Source organism: Canicola haemoglobinophilus (assembly GCF_002015075.1).
GTDB classification, from domain to species: Bacteria; Pseudomonadota; Gammaproteobacteria; order Enterobacterales; family Pasteurellaceae; genus Canicola; species Canicola haemoglobinophilus.
On the sequence record NZ_MUXZ01000017.1, the window covers coordinates 102,880 to 122,327 of the forward strand.

General features: G+C 35.7%; 19 protein-coding genes. 16 read left to right on the forward strand and 3 right to left on the reverse strand.

Annotated elements, in window-relative coordinates; translation table 11 throughout:
• Positions 1–230: 230 nt before the first annotated feature.
• Positions 231–2,654, reverse strand: coding sequence for a DNA topoisomerase (ATP-hydrolyzing) subunit B (gene gyrB, locus B0186_RS06365; RefSeq protein WP_078218539.1), 2,424 nt, complete (start codon positions 2,652–2,654; stop codon positions 231–233).
• Between the two features lie 102 nt (positions 2,655–2,756).
• A complete protein-coding gene (gene glpX / locus B0186_RS06370) occupies positions 2,757–3,770 on the reverse strand; it encodes a class II fructose-bisphosphatase (protein ID WP_078218540.1) in 1,014 nt (337 codons plus the stop codon).
• Between the two features lie 177 nt (positions 3,771–3,947).
• Between glpX and zapB the strand changes: the two genes are divergently transcribed.
• From zapB to B0186_RS06435, 13 genes are all read left to right on the forward strand, one after another.
• On the forward strand, positions 3,948–4,166 hold the full coding sequence (zapB, locus tag B0186_RS06375) for a cell division protein ZapB (RefSeq protein ID WP_078218541.1): 219 nt from the start codon (positions 3,948–3,950) through the stop codon (positions 4,164–4,166).
• A 71-nt stretch (positions 4,167–4,237) separates the two neighbouring features.
• On the forward strand, positions 4,238–4,687 hold the full coding sequence (mioC, locus tag B0186_RS06380) for an FMN-binding protein MioC (RefSeq protein WP_078218542.1): 450 nt from the start codon (positions 4,238–4,240) through the stop codon (positions 4,685–4,687).
• Between the two features lie 409 nt (positions 4,688–5,096).
• Complete coding sequence (gene mnmG / locus B0186_RS06385) at positions 5,097–6,986, forward strand: tRNA uridine-5-carboxymethylaminomethyl(34) synthesis enzyme MnmG (protein WP_078218543.1); 1,890 nt, start codon at positions 5,097–5,099, stop codon at positions 6,984–6,986.
• Complete coding sequence (rsmG, locus tag B0186_RS06390) at positions 6,986–7,624, forward strand: 16S rRNA (guanine(527)-N(7))-methyltransferase RsmG (RefSeq protein WP_078218544.1); 639 nt, start codon at positions 6,986–6,988, stop codon at positions 7,622–7,624. The genes mnmG and rsmG overlap by 1 nt, the downstream gene beginning before the upstream one ends.
• Positions 7,625–7,771: 147 nt before the next feature.
• Positions 7,772–8,152 carry an ATP synthase subunit I gene (locus B0186_RS06395; RefSeq protein ID WP_078218545.1) on the forward strand — a complete coding sequence of 127 codons (381 nt, stop codon included), beginning with the start codon at positions 7,772–7,774 and terminating at the stop codon, positions 8,150–8,152.
• Between the two features lie 17 nt (positions 8,153–8,169).
• Positions 8,170–8,967 carry a F0F1 ATP synthase subunit A gene (gene atpB / locus B0186_RS06400; protein WP_078218546.1) on the forward strand — a complete coding sequence of 266 codons (798 nt, stop codon included), beginning with the start codon at positions 8,170–8,172 and terminating at the stop codon, positions 8,965–8,967.
• Between the two features lie 89 nt (positions 8,968–9,056).
• Complete coding sequence (gene atpE, locus B0186_RS06405; protein ID WP_078218547.1) at positions 9,057–9,311, forward strand: F0F1 ATP synthase subunit C; 255 nt, start codon at positions 9,057–9,059, stop codon at positions 9,309–9,311.
• Between the two features lie 71 nt (positions 9,312–9,382).
• Positions 9,383–9,853 carry a F0F1 ATP synthase subunit B gene (gene atpF / locus B0186_RS06410; RefSeq protein WP_078218548.1) on the forward strand — a complete coding sequence of 157 codons (471 nt, stop codon included), beginning with the start codon at positions 9,383–9,385 and terminating at the stop codon, positions 9,851–9,853.
• A 13-nt stretch (positions 9,854–9,866) separates the two neighbouring features.
• A complete protein-coding gene (gene atpH / locus B0186_RS06415) occupies positions 9,867–10,415 on the forward strand; it encodes a F0F1 ATP synthase subunit delta (RefSeq protein WP_078218549.1) in 549 nt (182 codons plus the stop codon).
• A gap of 13 nt (positions 10,416–10,428) precedes the next feature.
• Positions 10,429–11,967, forward strand: coding sequence for a F0F1 ATP synthase subunit alpha (gene atpA, locus B0186_RS06420; RefSeq protein WP_078218550.1), 1,539 nt, complete (start codon positions 10,429–10,431; stop codon positions 11,965–11,967).
• A 26-nt stretch (positions 11,968–11,993) separates the two neighbouring features.
• Entirely contained in the window at positions 11,994–12,863 is an 870-nt protein-coding gene (gene atpG / locus B0186_RS06425; RefSeq protein ID WP_078218551.1) for a F0F1 ATP synthase subunit gamma, read from the forward strand.
• A gap of 13 nt (positions 12,864–12,876) precedes the next feature.
• Positions 12,877–14,250: a F0F1 ATP synthase subunit beta gene (gene atpD, locus B0186_RS06430; protein WP_078218552.1), complete on the forward strand. Its 1,374-nt coding sequence runs from the start codon at positions 12,877–12,879 to the stop codon at positions 14,248–14,250.
• A 42-nt stretch (positions 14,251–14,292) separates the two neighbouring features.
• Positions 14,293–14,721: a F0F1 ATP synthase subunit epsilon gene (locus tag B0186_RS06435; RefSeq protein WP_078218553.1), complete on the forward strand. Its 429-nt coding sequence runs from the start codon at positions 14,293–14,295 to the stop codon at positions 14,719–14,721.
• A 59-nt stretch (positions 14,722–14,780) separates the two neighbouring features.
• Here the strand turns inward: B0186_RS06435 and B0186_RS06440 are convergent, their stop codons facing one another.
• Positions 14,781–15,119 (reverse strand): YggL family protein, encoded by a 339-nt coding sequence (locus B0186_RS06440; RefSeq protein WP_078218554.1) that lies wholly within the window; start codon positions 15,117–15,119, stop codon positions 14,781–14,783.
• A gap of 251 nt (positions 15,120–15,370) precedes the next feature.
• Here B0186_RS06440 and B0186_RS06445 point away from each other — a divergent pair, with 251 nt between their 5' ends.
• The 3 genes from B0186_RS06445 to B0186_RS06455 all read left to right on the forward strand — a co-directional run bounded on the left by B0186_RS06445 (position 15,371) and on the right by B0186_RS06455 (position 19,217).
• On the forward strand, positions 15,371–16,783 hold the full coding sequence (locus B0186_RS06445) for a sucrose-specific PTS transporter subunit IIBC (RefSeq protein WP_078218555.1): 1,413 nt from the start codon (positions 15,371–15,373) through the stop codon (positions 16,781–16,783).
• 69 nt (positions 16,784–16,852) lie between these two features.
• The gene (locus B0186_RS06450) at positions 16,853–17,776 is read left to right on the forward strand and encodes an aminoimidazole riboside kinase (RefSeq protein ID WP_078218556.1); all 924 of its coding nucleotides are present in this window, start codon (positions 16,853–16,855) and stop codon (positions 17,774–17,776) included.
• A 19-nt stretch (positions 17,777–17,795) separates the two neighbouring features.
• Entirely contained in the window at positions 17,796–19,217 is a 1,422-nt protein-coding gene (locus B0186_RS06455; RefSeq protein ID WP_078218557.1) for a glycoside hydrolase family 32 protein, read from the forward strand.
• The last annotated feature ends 231 nt before the right edge of the window (positions 19,218–19,448 follow it).

Below are 19,448 nucleotides of genomic sequence, written 5' to 3' on the forward strand. Positions count from 1 at the left end.
ATTTTCATTATATTTAGCCACTTATTTAAAATCCGTGAAATAGATCACAATTTAATAGATTATATAAAACCTTTAAAATAATTTAATAAATAAAAATAACATCACCAAATTTATTTAATTAGAAATTTTACTTCATTAATATTCAATATATTTATAAATATTTTCTATGATAGAAAAAAAGCCTATTTGTTCATTTAAACAAATAGGCTTTAATTAATATAAAGATAAATTTAAATATCTAGGTTAGCTCTTAATGCGTTTGTTTCAATAAACTCACGACGAGGTTCAACTTCATCTCCCATTAATGTGGTAAATAATTGGTCCGCAGCAACGGCATCTTTAATGGAAACTTTTAACATAGTGCGTTTATTTGGATCCATAGTAGTTTCAAACAATTGTTCAGGATTCATTTCCCCCAACCCTTTATAGCGTTGAACAATTAAACCACGGCGAGATTCTTTTGTAAGCCATTCAATCGCTTGCTCAAAAGATGAAACTGGTTGTTGACGTTCACCACGAGCAACATAAGCACCTTTTTCTAATAAACCTTGTAATTGATGGCCTAAACTAACAATACGGTTATATTCTGAACCATTTACAAACTCAAAATTCAAGAAATAATCTGTATCTACACCATGAGTTCGAACTGTAATAATAACTTCATGTAATTTACGTTCATTATTGAAACTAATACGATAATTATAGCTACTACCACTTACTTCTTTTTCAGTTAAAACATTAACTAAAGATTTAGCCCAAAAATCCACCGCACTTTCATTAGCCATTAACTCATGCATTAATTCAGGTTGATAAACTAATGATTTTAATAAAGTTTCTGGATAATGACGAGATAAACGACTAATCATTTTTTGTACAGAATTGTACTCAGAAATCAGTTTTTCTAACGCCATTCCGCTCATTGCAGGTGCATTTTCATTAACATAAAGTGATGAACCTTCTAATGCTAAATTTAATTCAAATTGTTGCATTTCTTCATCATCTTTAATGTATTGTTCTTGTTTTCCTTTTTTCACTTTATATAAAGGCGGTTGCGCAATATAAACATGGCCACGTTCAATTAATTCTGGCATTTGGCGATAGAAGAAAGTTAATAACAATGTGCGAATATGAGAACCGTCCACGTCTGCATCGGTCATAATAACAATGCTGTGATAGCGCAATTTGTCTGGATTATATTCATCACGCCCGATACCACAACCAAGTGCGGTAATTAATGTACCCACTTCTTGCGAAGATAACATTTTATCGAAACGCGCTTTTTCTACATTCAGAATTTTACCTTTTAATGGCAAAATAGCCTGATTTTGACGATTACGTCCTTGTTTTGCAGAACCTCCAGCAGAGTCCCCCTCCACAAGATACAATTCAGATAAAGCAGGATCTCGTTCTTGGCAATCAGCTAATTTTCCTGGCAATCCAGCAATGTCTAATGCCCCTTTTCTACGTGTCATTTCACGAGCTTTACGCGCCGCTTCTCTTGCTCGCGCTGCTTCAATAATTTTCATCACGATAATTTTTGCATCGTTTGGATTTTCTTCTAAAAATTCTTGTAAACGATCGCTCATAACAGATTCAACTGGCGCTCTAACTTCAGAGGAAACCAATTTATCTTTGGTTTGTGAGGAAAATTTTGGATCTGGTACTTTAACAGAAACAATCGCAACTAAACCTTCTCTTGCATCATCGCCAGAAGTTGCTACATCTTTTTTATCTTTTTTGTTTGAGTTTTCTTCTACATATTTATTTAATACACGAGTTAATGCTCCACGGAAACCAGCTAAATGCGTACCACCATCTCGTTGCGGGATATTATTGGTAAAACAATAAACATTTTCTTGATAACTATCATTCCACTGTAAAGCAACTTCTACACCAATATCATCTTTTTCTGCACTGAAATAGAAGATTTTTTGATGAATAGGCGTTTTGTTCTTATTTAAGTATTCAACGAATGCTTGAATACCGCCTTCATAATGGAAATGGTCTTGGCGATCATTGCGTTTATCAAATAATTTAATTGATACACCAGAATTTAAAAATGAAAGTTCACGCAAGCGTTTTGCTAAAATTTCGTATTCAAAATCAATATTAGTAAATATTGTAGGACTTGGCCAAAAACGTACAGTTGTACCTGTTTGTTCCGTTTCGCCAATGACAGCTAAAGGTGCTTGAGGATCACCTAAATGGTAGAATTGCTCATGTACTTTCCCTTGACGACGAATAGTAAGTTGCAGTTTATCTGATAAGGCATTTACCACTGAAACACCCACGCCATGCAAACCACCGGACACTTTATAAGAATTATCATCAAACTTACCGCCTGCATGTAGTACAGTCATGATCACTTCTGCAGCAGAAACTTTTTCTTCAGGATGTATATCAACAGGAATTCCACGACCATCATCTTGCACAGATACAGAATTATCCGCATGAATAGTAACTATAATATCTTTGCAATAACCTGCTAAAGCTTCATCAATTGCATTATCTACAACCTCAAAAACCATATGGTGTAAGCCAGTACCATCATCAGTATCACCAATATACATTCCCGGACGTTTACGTACCGCATCAAGCCCTTTTAAAACTTTGATACTTCCTGCACCATAATTTTCAGCTGTATTTTCTGACATAAAATTTCTCTGTTTTATCAATAAAAAATTAGCCCGAATTATAGCAAAAATTTGCTTAATAGGCTAATTATTATCACTTAGCAATTGATAATGAAAAGTAAATTATGCACCAATTAAACGATAAAGTGCGGTGTCTTTTCTATCTAAATAATGAATTGATTGAATACGGCGAATTGTTCTTGAACGACCACGAATTAATAAGGTTTCTGTAGTCGCTAAATTGCCGCGACGTTGAATGCCTTTTAACAAATCACCATTTGTAATACCTGTTGCAGAAAAAACTAAATTATCATCATGAACTAAATCATCTAATTTCAGTACTTTATTTACGTCAATGCCCATTTCTTGACAACGGCGAATTTCATCCGCTGCTATTGCTTGGTTTTCTGCTGATGCCCCTTTGACTTGATCACGAGGAATTAAACGCGCTTGCATATCGCCACCAAGTGCTCGCACTGCTGCCGCAGCCACCACACCTTCAGGAGCCCCACCAATGCCATATAACATATCTACTCCAGTTTCAGGTAAACAACATAAAATTGAGGCTGCAACATCACCATCAGGAATAGCCATCACTTTCACGCCCAAATTCTGCATATGCTTAATAAAGTCAGAATGACGAGGCTTATCTAATGTAACAACTGTCAATTGAGAAAGTAATTTTCCCATTTTAGAGGCAACACGGCGTAAATTTTGTTCTAAAGGTAAATCTAAATCCACCATATCTTTCACTTCAGGACCAACAACCAATTTTTCCATGTACATATCTGGCGCTCGTAAAAAAGTATTTTTACCACCAGCAGCTAAAACAGATAAAGCATTTGCTTGTCCCATAGCAGTCATTCGAGTTCCTTCAATTGGATCAACGGCTATAGAAATTTCTTCGCCTTTACCAGAACCAATTTTTTCACCTATATATAACATTGGCGCTTGATCAATTTCTCCTTCGCCGATCACAATTTCACCAGCCATATCAATCTGATTTAGCATCAAACGCATAGCTTGCACAGCAGCATCATCCGCTGAGTTTTTATCCCCACGCCCTAACCAAGCAAATCCAGCCAAAGCCGCAGCTTCGGTAACTCTTGAAAATTCAATAGCCAATGATCTATTCATACTGATAATCCTTACTTACTGTTGCCATTAATAAAAAACACCGCTATTTTAGCACCAAGCAAACGCTTGCATAATGGAAAATAAAAAAATACTGAATTTTTACAATTTCCTTTAAAAATAACTGTCAACTGAGTTAGAATAAACGCGCAAATCAGTTTTATTTAAAAGGAAACCATTATGTCTTTAGAAATTTTAGACCAATTAGAAGAAAAAATTAAACAAGCAGTTGAAACCATCCAATTACTTCAATTAGAAGTTGAAGAATTAAAAGAAAAAAATGAGCAATCTCGCCAAGCTAATGAACAACTGCGTAACGAAAATGAACATTTAAAAAGTGAACATAATAACTGGCAGGAACGTTTACGCTCCTTGTTAGGTCGTATTGATAACGTTTAATTTATAATAAAATATCATGGGCTTAGATTTATTCTAAGCCTATTTTTTTAGCTAAAATTAAGGAAATAAAAATGAATAAAAGTATTTGTATTTTAACAGGAAGCACTCTAGGTGGAGCAGAATATGTAGCTGAACATGTTCAATCCTTACTAGATGAAAAAAATGTATCTACTCATTTATTACATGGTCCATCATTAAATGATGTGATCGAACATAAAAATTGGTTAATAGTAACCTCCACTCATGGTGCTGGTGAACTACCAGATAATTTGAAGCCATTATTTGAGGAAATAGTCCAACAAAACCCAGATCTTTCTCAGCTCTATTTTGCTGTCATTGGTTTAGGAAATTCTGATTATGACACTTTTTGTTATGCGGTAAACCAAGTAGAAGACATATTACTAAGCAAAAGTGCGGTTAAAATTTCTGAAAGTTTAAAAATTGATGTAATTAGCGTAAATGACCCTGATCATTGTGCTGAAAACTGGTTAAATGAGATTGATCTAAATTTATTTAGCTAAATTTTGAACAAAATAAAATGTGGATAACTCAATTAAAAACTGTAAAAATCCTGTTATTTTTATAATAATAAGTCATTAATAAAAAGAAACTGTGGATAAATTAATATATTATCCACAGGAAATAATACTGTAATAGATCTGGATCATAACAATTTAAAATAGGATCTAACTTGTTTATTTAAAAAGGAAAAAATGCATTATTCACAATAAAAAAGATCCTAATAATAAAAACAATAAGATCTTTATATATAAAAAGAGATCTTATTAATATTAAATCAGATCTAATTTTCGATCATAAAAGATCTCATAGTGATCTATTCTTTAAATCTTCTTTTATGTCTCTAGTAATTTCATGTAGAATACGCAGTTACTTTTAAATGAAAGATCTTTGAGAAAATTTCGGACTATTATGTTTTATACAGAAAATTATGATGTGATTGTGATTGGTGGTGGACATGCAGGAACAGAAGCTGCGCTAGCTCCAGCACATATGGGATTAAAAACCCTTTTATTGACCCATAATATTGATACTTTGGGGCAAATGTCTTGTAACCCAGCGATTGGTGGAATTGGAAAAGGGCATTTAGTAAAAGAAATTGATGCTATGGGTGGATTAATGGCTACTGCTGCTGATAAAGCTGGTATTCAATTTCGTACCTTAAATAGTAGTAAAGGGCCAGCTGTGCGAGCGACAAGAGCTCAAGCGGATCGTGTTTTATATCGCCAAGCAGTAAGGATCGCTTTAGAAAATCAACCTAATTTAGACATTTTTCAACAAGAAGTTACAGACATCATTTTGGAAAATGATCGTGTTACTGGCGTTGAAACAAAAATGGGTCTGAAATTTCGATCAAGATCAGTTATTTTAACTGCAGGTACATTTTTAGCAGGTAAGATCCATATTGGATTAGAAAATTATGCTGGTGGACGAGCTGGAGATCCTGCATCCATCAATCTTGCAGCTAGACTAAGAGATCTTAATTTATGCGTTGATCGATTAAAAACTGGTACACCTCCAAGGATCGATGCTCGTACTATTAATTTTGATATTCTTGCTAAACAACATGGCGATGAAAATTTACCTGTTTTCTCTTTTATGGGTTCTGTTGAGCAGCATCCCCGTCAAATACCTTGCTATGTAACTCATACTAATGAGCAAACCCATGATGTGATTCGTAACAATCTAGATCGTAGTCCTATGTATACAGGCATTATTGAAGGTATTGGTCCACGTTATTGCCCATCAATTGAAGATAAAGTCATGCGTTTTGCTGAACGTAATTCACATCAAATTTATTTAGAACCAGAAGGTTTAACCAGTAATGAAATTTATCCAAATGGTATTTCAACTAGTCTACCTTTTGATGTTCAAATGAAAATTGTTAATTCAATGAAAGGGCTAGAAAAAGCACGAATTGTTAAACCAGGCTATGCAATTGAATATGATTATTTTGATCCAAGAGATTTAAAACCTACTTTAGAAACTAAGACTATTTCGGGATTATTCTTCGCTGGACAAATTAATGGAACAACGGGTTATGAAGAAGCGGCAGCACAAGGATTATTAGCTGGTATTAATGCTGGATTATTTGTTCAAGATAAAGATCAATGGTTCCCAAGACGAGATCAAGCTTATACAGGTGTATTAGTTGATGATCTTTGTACCTTAGGCACTAAAGAACCTTATCGTGTTTTCACTTCTCGTGCAGAATATCGTTTATTACTACGTGAAGATAATGCAGATATTCGTTTAACGCCAATTGCAAGAGAATTAGGGCTAATTAATGATGCTCGATGGGCAAGATTTAATAAAAAAATGGAAAATATTGAATTAGAACGCCAGCGTTTACGTTCAATTTGGTTACATCCTCGTTCTGAATATTTAAATGAGGCTAATGAAGTATTAAGTAGCCCGCTTGTTCGTGAAGCAAATGGTGAAGATTTATTGCGTCGCCCTGAAATAAATTATCAAATTTTGACCGCACTTACGCCATTTAAACCAGCAATGGAAGATAAAGAAGCGGTTGAGCAGGTTGAAATTGCAATTAAATATCAAGGATATATTGAACATCAGCAAGAAGAAATTGAGCGCCAAAAACGTCATGAAAATACAGCTATTCCTACTAATTTTGATTATACAAGTGTATCCGGATTATCTAATGAAGTTCGTGCTAAATTAGAACAACATCGACCAGTATCTATTGGACAAGCTAGTCGAATTTCAGGCATCACACCAGCAGCTATTTCTATCTTACTCGTAAATTTGAAAAAGCAAGGTATGCTAAAACGAGGTGAATAATGGCTGATTTACAAAGGCAACTAACTGAAAAACTAAATATTTTACTAAAAAGTACCAACCTTTTACTTACAGAAAAGCAAAAAGAGCAGTTAATTCAGTTAGTTTTGTTACTAAATAAATGGAATAAAGCCTATAACCTGACATCCGTGCGTAATCCAACAGATATGCTTGTTAAGCATATTTTAGACAGTATCGTTGTAAGCCCTTATTTACAAGGTCAGCGTTTTATTGATGTTGGAACAGGTCCAGGTTTGCCTGGCTTGCCTTTGGCTATAATAAATCCTGATAAACAGTTTTTTTTATTAGATAGTCTTGGTAAACGTATCAGCTTTATTCGTAATGCGATCCGTGAAATAGGGATAACAAATGTTGAACCAGTATTAAGTCGAGTTGAAGAATTTAAGCCTAATTACCAATTTGATGGTATTTTAAGTAGAGCCTTTGCATCTTTAAAAGATATGACTGTATGGTGCCAACATTTATTAACAGAACAAGGTTTATTTTATGCATTAAAAGGGCAATACAACCTTGAAGAAGTGCTACTTTTACCTAATGAGTTTTCTGTAGTAAAAGTGATTAAATTGGAAATCCCAGAATTGATTGGTGAAAGACATTTGGTTTTATTAAAAAAATGTTAGAATAAGTGTAATAATTTATTTATAATAATGCTAAATTTGTGATTTATATAAAATTTTTTTTCTTGTTTTTTTAGTTTTTGAGTTGAAAGCCCTAAAAACAGGCGTATAATTGGCTCGCTTTTTGCAAGTAGTGAATTAAAAGATAAAATGTCCGCTGTATTAAAACAAACTCAAAAAAAATATAAAATTTCATTATTAGTTGAAATTGTTATTTTTATAGTAGTTTTAGTTTTTTTTAGTGCAGATAATTATATAGTATTTTTGTCTTTTTTATTTGGTTCATTATCTGTATTTGTTCCGTATTGTGTTTTTGTATGGTTGATGTTCTTTGTTAAGCAAGAATACGAAAATACTCTAAAAATGTTTTATTATGGAGAACTAGTTAAGTTTATATTAACCATTTGTATTGTTGTTTTTATTTTTAAAACATTTATGGTTAATTTTATTGTTTTTTTTATTGGTTATTTTATAACTCTTTTATTAAATAATCTGTTACCTTTTATGGTAAGTAAGTACTTTAAAATTTAATTTTAAAAGGATTAACTATGGCTGGTCACACTACCGCTGACTATATTGGTCATCACCTAACATTCTTAACTACTGGGCAAGGTTTTTGGAATGTTAATCTTGATACTCTATTTTTTTCTTTAATTACAGGTTTTTTTGTTCTTTTCCTTTTTTATCGTGTAGCCACAAAGATAACCACAGGCGTACCCAATAAATTCCAGTGTTTAGTTGAGATATTAGTAGAATGGATTGATGGTATAGTGAAAGAAAATTTTCATGGAAATTTTATTCGTTATCAAATTGGACCATTGGCTTTAACTGTATTTTGTTGGGTTTTTGTTATTAATGCTATTGATTTAATTCCAGTTGATTTTTTACCGCAGTTTGCAAGACTTTTAGGTATTAACTACTTGCGTGCGGTGCCATCAGCAGATATAAATGCTACGTTGGGTATGTCTATTGGTGTTTTTTTTCTTATTATTTTTTATACTATTAAGTCAAAAGGTTTAACAGGTTTTGCTAAAGAATACACTCTACATCCATTTAATCATTGGATTTTTATTCCTGTAAATTTTATATTAGAGGCTGTTACTCTCGTTGCAAAACCTATTTCATTAGCTTTCCGTTTATTTGGTAATATGTATGCAGGAGAACTCATTTTTGTTCTTATTGCAGTTATGTATATGGCGAATAGCATTGTGCCACAATTACTGGGAATTCCGTTACATTTAATTTGGGCTATTTTTCATATTTTAGTTATCACTTTGCAAGCTTTTATTTTTATGATGCTTACGGTGGTATATCTAAGTATAGCTTACAATAAAACACAACATTAGTTTTTGTTTTATATTTCTAACTTCAGTTAATTACTTTAAAAAACTTAGCTTTTAGCTAAAATTTCTATCTAAATCTATAGGAGAATATTATGGAAACTGTTATTACAGCAACAATTATTGGAGCATCTATTTTACTTGCTTTTGCCGCTCTTGGTACAGCAATTGGCTTTGCCATTTTAGGGGGTAAATTTCTAGAATCTTCAGCTCGCCAACCAGAATTAGCAAGTAATTTACAAACAAAAATGTTTATTGTTGCAGGTCTGTTAGATGCGATAGCAATGATTGCGGTTGGTATTGCATTGTTGTTTATTTTTGCAAATCCATTTATCGGTTTATTGGGTTAATTTAAAGTTGGGTAAAGCAAAAAAGTTGTTTTGTTATCCAGAACAATAAATCCAACTTTAAGGGGGAGATTGTGAACTTAAATGCAACATTAATAGGTCAGTTAATTGCTTTCGCTATTTTTGTGTGGTTTTGTATGAAATATGTATGGCCACCAATTATCAAAGCTATTGAAGAACGCCAAAGTTCTATTGCAAATGCATTAGCCTCAGCTGAAGCTGCAAAAAAAGAGCAAGCTGATTCAAAAGTTTTAGTAGAACAAGAAATTAGCCAAGCTAGACTTCAAGCTCAAGAAATTGTAGATCTAGCTAATAAACGTCGCAATGAAATTTTAGATGAAGTAAGCGTTGAAGCAGAAGCGCTTAAAGCTAAAATTATAGCGCAAGGTTACGCTGAAATTGAAAATGAACGTAAACGTGTTCAAGAGGAATTACGCATTAAAGTAGCATCGCTTGCGGTTGCTGGTGCTGAGAAAATTGTTGGTCGTTCCATTGATGAAGCGGCGAATAATGACATTATTGATAAATTAGTTGCAGATTTATAGGAAGATTGAGCTTATGTCAGAACTAACTACGATAGCTCGCCCCTATGCAAAAGCAGCATTTGATTTTGCAGTTGAGCAATCTGAACAATATAAAAGTGCGGTAGAAAAATGGACTAATATGTTAGCTTTTTTGGCAGAACTTATTCATCATGATAAAGTTCAATTATATCTAACAAGTTCAAATTCTACTTTAAAACTTGCTGATACTGTTATTTCGATTTGTGGCGAACAACTTGATCAATATGGGCAAAATCTAGTTCGGTTGATGGCAGAAAATAAGCGTTTAGCAGCTCTTCCTGCTGTATTTAACGAATTTAAATCTTATGTTGAAGAATATAATTCTATAGCACAAGTTGAAGTTATTTCTGCTCAACCATTAAATGATGCGCAGCAACAAAAAATTGTTACCGCAATGAAAAAAAGACTTGCTCGTAAAGTGAAATTAAATTGCAGAATAGACAGCTCATTAATTGCAGGAGCTATTATTCGTACAAACGATTTTGTTATTGATGGTAGTAGTCGTGGACAAATTAGCCGTCTAGCAAATGAGTTGCAATTATAAGAGGATATAGAAGATGCAACTAAATTCGACAGAAATTAGTGAATTAATTAAAAAACGTATTGCCCAGTTTGAAGTGGTAAGCGAAGCCCGTAATACAGGAACAATAGTTTCTGTGAGCGATGGTATTATTCGTATCCATGGTTTGAGCGACGTAATGCAAGGGGAAATGATTGCATTACCTAGTAATCGTTATGCTATGGCACTTAACCTTGAACGTGATTCGGTAGGTGCGGTAGTTATGGGTCCTTATTCTGATTTAGCAGAAGGTATGGAAGTTCAATGTACAGGCCGTATTCTTGAAGTACCAGTTGGTCGTGGATTACTTGGCCGTGTAGTCAATACGCTTGGTCAACCAATTGATGGTAAAGGTGAGATTGAAAATGACGGTTTCTCTCCTGTAGAAGTTATTGCTCCAGGGGTAATTGAGCGTAAATCTGTTGATCAACCTGTACAAACTGGCTATAAAGCGGTTGACTCAATGGTACCAATTGGTCGCGGTCAACGTGAATTAATTATCGGTGACCGTCAAACAGGTAAAACAGCATTAGCTATTGATGCAATCATTAACCAACGTGATTCAGGCATTAAATGTATCTATGTTGCTATTGGTCAAAAAGCATCAACAATTGCTAACGTAGTGCGTAAATTAGAAGAACATGGCGCATTACAAAATACAATCGTTGTTGTTGCATCAGCTTCTGAATCCGCAGCTTTACAATATCTTGCCCCATATTCTGGTTGTGCAATGGGGGAATATTTCCGTGATCGTGGTGAAGATGCATTGATTGTTTATGATGATTTATCAAAACAAGCTGTTGCTTATCGTCAAATTTCATTGCTTTTACGCCGTCCACCTGGTCGTGAGGCCTTCCCTGGTGATGTATTCTATCTACACTCTCGTTTACTTGAGCGTGCATCACGTGTTAGTGAAGAATATGTAGAAAAATTCACTAAGGGTGAAGTCAAAGGAAAAACAGGTTCTTTAACCGCACTTCCTATTATTGAAACTCAAGCTGGTGACGTTTCTGCATTCGTGCCAACCAACGTAATTTCTATTACTGATGGTCAGATCTTCTTAGAGTCTAACTTATTTAACTCAGGTATTCGTCCTGCGGTAAACCCTGGTATTTCGGTTTCTCGTGTGGGTGGTGCTGCGCAAACTAAAGTTGTTAAGAAATTAGCTGGTGGTATTCGTACTGCACTTGCTCAATATCGTGAATTGGCGGCTTTTGCTCAGTTTGCTTCAGATCTTGATGAGGCTACACGCAAACAATTGTCACATGGACAAAAAGTAACTGAATTATTAAAACAAAAACAATATTCGCCGTTAAGTGTTGCTCAACAGGCTTTAGTATTATTTGCTGTTGAATTTGGTTATTTAGATGATGTTGAATTAAGTCATATAGGCGCTTTTGAGACCGCACTTTTAGAATATGCAAACTATAACTACGCAGAATTTATGACGGAATTAACTAAAACTGGTAATTATAATGATGAAATTAAAGACACATTAAAAACCATTTTAGATCAATTCAAAGCAAATGTTGCGTAGTAATAGTTAATTAACGGAGAAATAAAATGGCTGGTGCAAAAGAGATAAGAACCAAAATATCCAGTGTGCAAAGTACGCAAAAAATTACTAAAGCAATGGAAATGGTTGCAGCATCGAAAATGCGTAAAACGCAAGATCGTATGTCATCTTCACGCCCGTATTCTAAAGCAATACGAAGTGTAATTAGCCATATATCAAAAGCCAATATTGATTATCAACATCCATTTTTAGTTGAACGAGAAGTTAAAAATGTTGGTGTTTTAGTTATTTCAACCGATCGTGGTTTGTGCGGAGGTTTAAATATAAATTTATTTAAGACCGCACTTTCTGAAATAAAAAATTGGAAAGAACAAAATATCGAAGTTTCTTTAGGTTTAATTGGAGCAAAAGGTATAGGTTTTTTCCAATCTCTTGGTTTAAATATTAAAGCTCAACATTCAGGTATGGGAGATAGCCCGGCAGCTGAAGAATTGATAGGTATTGCAAATCGTATGTTTGAGGCCTATAAAGAAGGCAAAATTGATGCAATTTATGTTGCTTATAACAAATTTGTCAATACGATGTCGCAAAAGCCAACAATAGAAAAACTCGTTCCATTGCCAGAATTAGATAATGATAGTTTAGGCAAAAATAATGACAATTGGGAATATATCTACGAACCAAATCCTCGAGTTTTATTGGATAGTTTATTAGTTCGCTATTTAGAATCTCAAGTATATCAAGCGGTTGTTGAAAATTTGGCTTCTGAGCAGGCAGCTCGAATGGTAGCAATGAAAGCAGCAACAGATAATGCAGGTAATTTAATTAATGACTTGCAGTTGGTGTATAACAAAGCTCGTCAAGCAAGTATTACAAATGAATTAAATGAAATTGTTGCTGGTGCAGCAGCGATTTAACGGAGAGAAGGTAATGTCAGCAGGAAAAATTGTACAGATTATCGGTGCGGTAATCGATGTTGAGTTCCCACAAGATGCAGTACCAAAAGTTTATGATGCATTAAAAGTTGAATCAGGATTAACTCTTGAAGTTCAACAACAATTAGGTGGTGGTGTAGTACGTTGTATCGCATTAGGTTCATCTGATGGTTTAAAACGTGGTTTAAAAGTAGAAAATACGGGTAACCCAATTTCTGTTCCAGTAGGAACAAAAACCCTAGGTCGTATTATGAACGTACTAGGCGAACCTATTGATGAAAAAGGTGATATTGGTGCAGAAGAACATTGGGCTATTCACCGTGCAGCACCAAGCTATGAAGAACAATCTAATAGCACAGAATTATTAGAAACTGGTATCAAAGTTATCGACTTAATTTGCCCATTTGCAAAAGGGGGTAAAGTAGGTTTATTCGGTGGTGCGGGTGTAGGTAAAACCGTAAATATGATGGAATTAATTCGTAATATTGCGATTGAGCACTCTGGTTACTCTGTGTTTGCTGGTGTAGGTGAGCGTACTCGTGAAGGTAACGACTTCTACCATGAAATGACAGAATCTAACGTATTAGATAAAGTATCTCTTGTTTATGGTCAGATGAATGAGCCGCCAGGTAACCGTTTACGTGTAGCCTTAACAGGTTTAACTATGGCGGAAAAATTCCGTGATGAAGGTCGTGACGTATTATTCTTCGTAGATAATATTTATCGTTATACCCTTGCTGGTACAGAAGTATCTGCATTACTAGGTCGTATGCCATCTGCGGTAGGTTATCAGCCAACACTTGCAGAAGAGATGGGTGTATTGCAAGAACGTATTACTTCAACTAAAACAGGCTCTATTACCTCTGTACAAGCAGTTTATGTTCCTGCGGATGACTTAACAGACCCATCACCAGCAACAACCTTTGCTCACTTGGACTCAACTGTTGTATTAAGCCGTAATATTGCTTCTTTAGGTATTTATCCTGCGGTTGACCCATTAGATTCAACATCTCGCCAATTAGACCCATTAGTGGTTGGTGAAGAACATTACAATGTTGCTCGTGGCGTACAAGGTATTTTACAGCGCTATAAAGAATTGAAAGATATTATTGCAATTCTTGGTATGGATGAGCTTTCTGAAGACGACAAATTAGTGGTAGCTCGTGCTCGTAAGATCGAACGTTTCTTATCACAACCGTTCTTCGTAGCTGAAGTATTTACAGGTTCTCCTGGTAAATATGTATCATTAAAAGATACCATTCGTGGTTTCAAAGGTATTTTAGATGGCGAATACGATCATATTCCAGAACAAGCGTTCTATATGGTTGGTTCAATCGAAGAAGTGCTAGAAAAAGCCAAAAATATGTAATCACTTCAAGACTGATTAACAGAAAACTTGAAGGAGAAAAAAATGGCAACATTTAAATTAACAGTAGTAAGTGCAGAGCAGCATATTTTTAATGGAGAAGTTAAAAGTATTCAAGCAACAGGTACTGAAGGTGAGCTAGGTATTTTAGCTGGGCATTTACCCTTGCTTACAGCTATTAAACCGGGAATTATAAAAATCACTTTTGAAGATGATGCTGAAGAAGTTATTTATATTTCTGGTGGTTTTTTAGAAGTTCAACCAACTGTTGTAACTGTTTTAGCTGACGTTGCTATTCGTGGTGAAGAGCTTGACGGCGAACGTATTTTAGAGGCAAAACGCAAAGCTGAACAAAATATTGTTTCTGGTGCCAAAGATGCTAATTATGAAATGTTAGCAGCTAAGCTTTCAAAAGAGTTAGCGAAATTACGTGCTTACGAATTGACAGAACGTTTAACACAAAGAAAACGTTAAGAGTTATTAAATAAAAAAACCGCCATTTCAGGCGGTTTTTTATAATCTTTAAAACTAAATTATTTTGCAGGATAATCCCACCAAATATCGAATAATTCGCTGATTTCGATTTGTTGTAAACCGTTTTGTTCTAACCAGTTTTTCACTAAAGTGCGGTGGTTTTCATCGCATTTTCCTAGTTTTTCTAAGCACACTAAACCTTCCCAATGAAGATAACCACTACCTTCGTAAGCAAGGCCGTTTTCTTGAATAACTTCACGAATAAAACGATCAACAACTTCATCTACTTGTTCAATAGGGGTATTTTCTGCAAATTGCCAGTTCACTAAAAAACCAAGCTCTTGGAATTCAGCTAAGTGCATTTTTTTACGTTGTCTTTGATTACGTTTGATCGCCATAAATTTCTCCTATCATTACTATCATTGTCAGGCAGTGCAATAATAGCATATTTATTGTTTTGGCTTAATAAAAAACACATCCCAAGCTAGAGATCCATAAATTATGATATTATTAATAATAGGTTAGATTTATATTAAAAAATTGAAATGCATTTAAAATTGATCGTTATTTGTTCTTGTTTTGTTTGACAGCTGAAATGATTTAGCTAGAATAAAATCATCAATTCCATAATTAATTTGAGGTAATTTATATGAATTTTCCGCAAATCGCCCAGCAAGTGATTGATAGACTTGGTGGCAAAGAAAATATTTCCGCTGCAGCACATTGTGCAACTCGTCTGCGTATGGTGGTTAAAGATGAATCTTTAATTGACAAAGAAGGCATTGAAAATATTGATGGTGTAAAAGGGCAATTTTCCGTAGCAGGTCAATACCAGATTATTTTTGGTTCTGGCACAGTGAACAAAGTCCACGCCGAATTAACTCAACAACTTGGTATTGGCGATATGACAACTTCTGAGGTTGCCAGTGCGGGTTCGGAAAAACAAAATCCATTACAAAGAGCGGTTAAAGGCTTAGCCGATATTTTCGTGCCTATTATTCCAGCAATTGTTGCTGGTGGTTTGTTGATGGGTATTCATAGTATGCTGACGGCAAAAGGCTTCTTTGCAGAAGGCGTGAATGTGGTGGATATGTACCCTGGCATTGCGGATTTAGTCGATTTAATGAACACATTTGCCAATGCACCTTTCGTATTCTTGCCTGTATTACTAGGCTTTTCAGCAACACGCAAATTTGGTGGAAATCCATTCTTAGGGGCTGCGTTGGGGATGTTATTAGTTCACCCAGCACTCGCTGATGGTTGGAACTATGCTTTAACTCTTGCTAATGGCAATATCAAATATTGGAATGTACTTGGCTTAGAAATTGAGCGTGTAGGTTATCAAGGTACAGTGATTCCAACCTTAGTAGCAGCTTGGGTACTTGCAACTCTTGAAAAAGGCTTCCGTAAGATTGTACCTTCATTTTTAGATAACTTAATTACACCGCTCTTTTCACTCTTTATTGCAGGCTTCCTTGCCTTTACGATTATTGGTCCTTTAGGACGTGAAGCAGGTTCACTTATCAGTGCAGGTTTAACTTGGCTATATGACAGCTTAGGTTTTATTGGCGGAGCAATTTTCGGTACCTTCTACGCCCCAATCGTTATCACAGGGATGCACCAAACCTTTATTGCCGTTGAAACCCAATTATTAGCGGAAATGGTCAATACTGGCGGTACATTTATCTTCCCTATTGCGGCAATGTCAAACGTTGCCCAAGGTGCAGCTTGTTTAGGAGCTGCCTTCGTAATGAAAGATCAAAAAGTGCGTGGCATTGCGGTTCCATCGGGAATTTCTGCATTACTTGGTATTACAGAACCTGCGATGTTTGGGGTAAATCTACGTTACCGTTATCCATTTATCGCTGCGATGATTGGCTCGGGCGTTTCAAGTGCATTTATTGCATTTTTTAATGTGAAAGCAATTGCATTAGGTGCCGCAGGATTACCAGGTATTCCATCAATCAAACCAGATAGCCTTGCTATGTATTGTGTTGGAATGGCAATTTCTGCCGGATTAGCCTTTACGATTACGGTGATTTTAGGTAAACGAGCAAAATAATTAGGATATTTTATAGAGCTGATAATATTCAGCTCTTTTTTCACAATAATTTTAGAGAGTAAGTATAAAATGAATAAAGTCTGGGTATTAGGCGATGCGGTGGTGGATTTAATCCCCGATGGCGATAATCACTATTTACGTTGTGCAGGTGGTGCGCCTGCAAATGTTGCCGTTGGCGTGGCTCGTTTAGGGGGTAAAACGGGATTTATCGGGCGAGTTGGGCAAGATCCGCTAGGTAAATTTATGCAAGAAACCTTACAAGCAGAACAAGTGGGCGTGGAACACTTAATTTTAGATCCCACTCAACGAACTTCTACGGTGATCGTTGGGTTAGATAATGGCGAGCGTAGTTTCACTTTTATGGTAAACCCAAGTGCGGATCAATTTTTAGAAATTTCTGATCTGCCAACTTTTCAACAAGGCGAATGGCTACATTGTTGCTCCATTGCTCTTATCAACGATCCTTCTCGCTCTGCCACTTTTGAAGCAATTAAACGCATCAAACAAGCGGGTGGTTTTTTCTCTTTTGATCCAAATTTGCGTGAGTCGCTCTGGCAAAGCCAAGCTGAAATGAAAGCGGTGGTCAATCAAGTGGTGGCAATGGCTGATGTGCTTAAATTTTCGGAAGAAGAACTCCAACTTTTAACAGATACCACAGATTTAACACAAGCTACCAAAGCGATTACAACTCAGTATCCGACCAAACTTATCATTATTACCCTTGGGAAAGATGGGGCGATTTACCACTTAAATGGCAATAGCAAACTTGTTGCAGGAAAAGCCTTGAAGCCCGTTGATACCACTGGTGCAGGCGATGCCTTTGTAAGTGGTTTACTTGCAGGTTTATCACAACAAACCGATTGGCAAAATGAGCAACATTTAGTGGAAATTATCCGCCAAGCCAATGGATCAGGAGCGTTAGCTACAACAGCAAAAGGGGCAATGTCTGCCTTGCCAAATAAAGCACAGCTTGATGCCTTTTTAAATTCGTAGCCTGAAATGGGGGAACATTATGCACATTTTTAATCAAGGAAAATATAAAAGTTTACACGCCCAACAAGCAGGCGAATTAGCGGAAATTCGCAGTGTTGTCGAGCAAGATAAAGGCTTTCGCCCAAGTTACCATATCGCTCCGCCCACAGGCTTACTCAATGATCCAAACGGGTTAATTTTTGATGGCGAGAAATACCATATTTTCTATCAATGGTTCCCCTATGATGCAATTCATGGAATGAAACATTGGAAACATTTGATAACCAAAGATTTTCGCCACTTTTCCGAAGGCGATATGCTCATTCCCGATGAAATATTTGAATCTCACGGCTGTTATTCAGGCGGTGCAATTTTATGGCAGGATAAAATTGTCGCCTTTTATACAGGCAACACTCGCCGAGCCAGTGATAATCAACGTGTTCCCCATCAAAATATTGCCATTTTCGATAAATCAGGCAAGTTGCTCGAAAAACGTTGCTTGCTCAATGCTGTGCCACAAGGCTATACGGAACACGTTCGAGATCCTAAGCCTTATATCACGCCAGAAGGCAAAATCCGCTTTGTGCTTGGGGCTCAACGAGAAGATTTATCTGGCACAGCCCTCCTCTATGAAATGGATAATTTGCAAGATACACCACGCTTATTATCCGAATTGAGCCTTCCTCATTTCGACAATCAAAACGTCTTTATGTGGGAATGTCCTGATCTTTTTCAGTTAGCAGGGAAAGATGTTTTCATTTGGTCGCCACAAGGCAAGCAACGTGAAGCAACCCAATTCCAAAATAATTTCCACGCAGTTTATGCCATTGGAACGCTGGCGAATAACCAATTCAACAGCGAGCATATTGAAGAATTAGATTACGGCTTTGATTTTTATGCTCCGCAAACCGTTCATAACAGCAACGGGGTTTTACTTGGCTGGATTGGCTTACCAGATTTAACCTACCCAACCGACCAATACAAATGGCATTCAATGCTGACCTTGCCTCGTCAATTAAGGGTGAAAAATGGCAAAATCTACCAGCGTCCTTTGTTAAACATTGAAGCTCAAAACAAGCGGTCAATTCTTGTAGAAAATTCGCAAATTATTGATGGTTTAGATACTACCTATTTGCAAATTTCTGTTGAAAACCAACCGCTCTTATTACAATTTTTCAGTAATGAACAAGGGCAAAAACTCAATCTGAATTATCAAGATGGAATGTTGAGCCTAGACCGTTCTCAAACAGAACAGACCGAACTAATGAAACAATTCGGCGATATTCGCCATTGCCCAGTGGAAAAATTAGAGAAGTTAGAGATTTTCTTTGATCGTTCAGTGATGGAGATTTTTATCAACGACGGCGAGAAGGTAATGACTTCGAGATTTTTTATTGCAAATCGCCAAAATGTGCTAGAAGCATCTCGCTCGATTGAGATTGAGATTATAAAACTGATGTAGCCGGATAAAAATTGTAAATAGAAAGTGATTAAATTGGTGGCGATTTTCCATGTGTTCTAACGGGCATTTCATTGGATAATCCCAGGTGTAATGGACAAAATAGTTGCTGATCAACCCATTACACGTTCATGTGGACAAAATAGTTGCTAATAATATTTTTCTCAAGTTATTAGCAACTTTTTTTATTTAAAAAATCCTTAATAAACATAACCTTACGTCTTTTAGTTAATC

Bases quoted from the DNA above. Each gene is read 5' to 3' on its own strand.
- mioC (WP_078218542.1), top strand. From the start codon at position 4,238: ATGAATAAAAGTATTTGTATTTTAACAGGAAGCACTCTAGGTGGAGCA.
- B0186_RS06440 (WP_078218554.1), bottom strand. From the start codon at position 15,119: ATGGCGATCAAACGTAATCAAAGACAACGTAAAAAAATGCACTTAGCT.
- mnmG (WP_078218543.1), top strand. From the start codon at position 5,097: ATGTTTTATACAGAAAATTATGATGTGATTGTGATTGGTGGTGGACAT.
- gyrB (WP_078218539.1), bottom strand. From the start codon at position 2,654: ATGTCAGAAAATACAGCTGAAAATTATGGTGCAGGAAGTATCAAAGTT.
- zapB (WP_078218541.1), top strand. From the start codon at position 3,948: ATGTCTTTAGAAATTTTAGACCAATTAGAAGAAAAAATTAAACAAGCA.
- B0186_RS06395 (WP_078218545.1), top strand. From the start codon at position 7,772: ATGTCCGCTGTATTAAAACAAACTCAAAAAAAATATAAAATTTCATTA.
- rsmG (WP_078218544.1), top strand. From the start codon at position 6,986: ATGGCTGATTTACAAAGGCAACTAACTGAAAAACTAAATATTTTACTA.
- B0186_RS06435 (WP_078218553.1), top strand. From the start codon at position 14,293: ATGGCAACATTTAAATTAACAGTAGTAAGTGCAGAGCAGCATATTTTT.
- glpX (WP_078218540.1), bottom strand. From the start codon at position 3,770: ATGAATAGATCATTGGCTATTGAATTTTCAAGAGTTACCGAAGCTGCG.
- B0186_RS06450 (WP_078218556.1), top strand. From the start codon at position 16,853: ATGAATAAAGTCTGGGTATTAGGCGATGCGGTGGTGGATTTAATCCCC.
- atpD (WP_078218552.1), top strand. From the start codon at position 12,877: ATGTCAGCAGGAAAAATTGTACAGATTATCGGTGCGGTAATCGATGTT.
- atpE (WP_078218547.1), top strand. From the start codon at position 9,057: ATGGAAACTGTTATTACAGCAACAATTATTGGAGCATCTATTTTACTT.
- B0186_RS06455 (WP_078218557.1), top strand. From the start codon at position 17,796: ATGCACATTTTTAATCAAGGAAAATATAAAAGTTTACACGCCCAACAA.
- atpH (WP_078218549.1), top strand. From the start codon at position 9,867: ATGTCAGAACTAACTACGATAGCTCGCCCCTATGCAAAAGCAGCATTT.
- atpB (WP_078218546.1), top strand. From the start codon at position 8,170: ATGGCTGGTCACACTACCGCTGACTATATTGGTCATCACCTAACATTC.
- B0186_RS06445 (WP_078218555.1), top strand. From the start codon at position 15,371: ATGAATTTTCCGCAAATCGCCCAGCAAGTGATTGATAGACTTGGTGGC.
- atpA (WP_078218550.1), top strand. From the start codon at position 10,429: ATGCAACTAAATTCGACAGAAATTAGTGAATTAATTAAAAAACGTATT.
- atpG (WP_078218551.1), top strand. From the start codon at position 11,994: ATGGCTGGTGCAAAAGAGATAAGAACCAAAATATCCAGTGTGCAAAGT.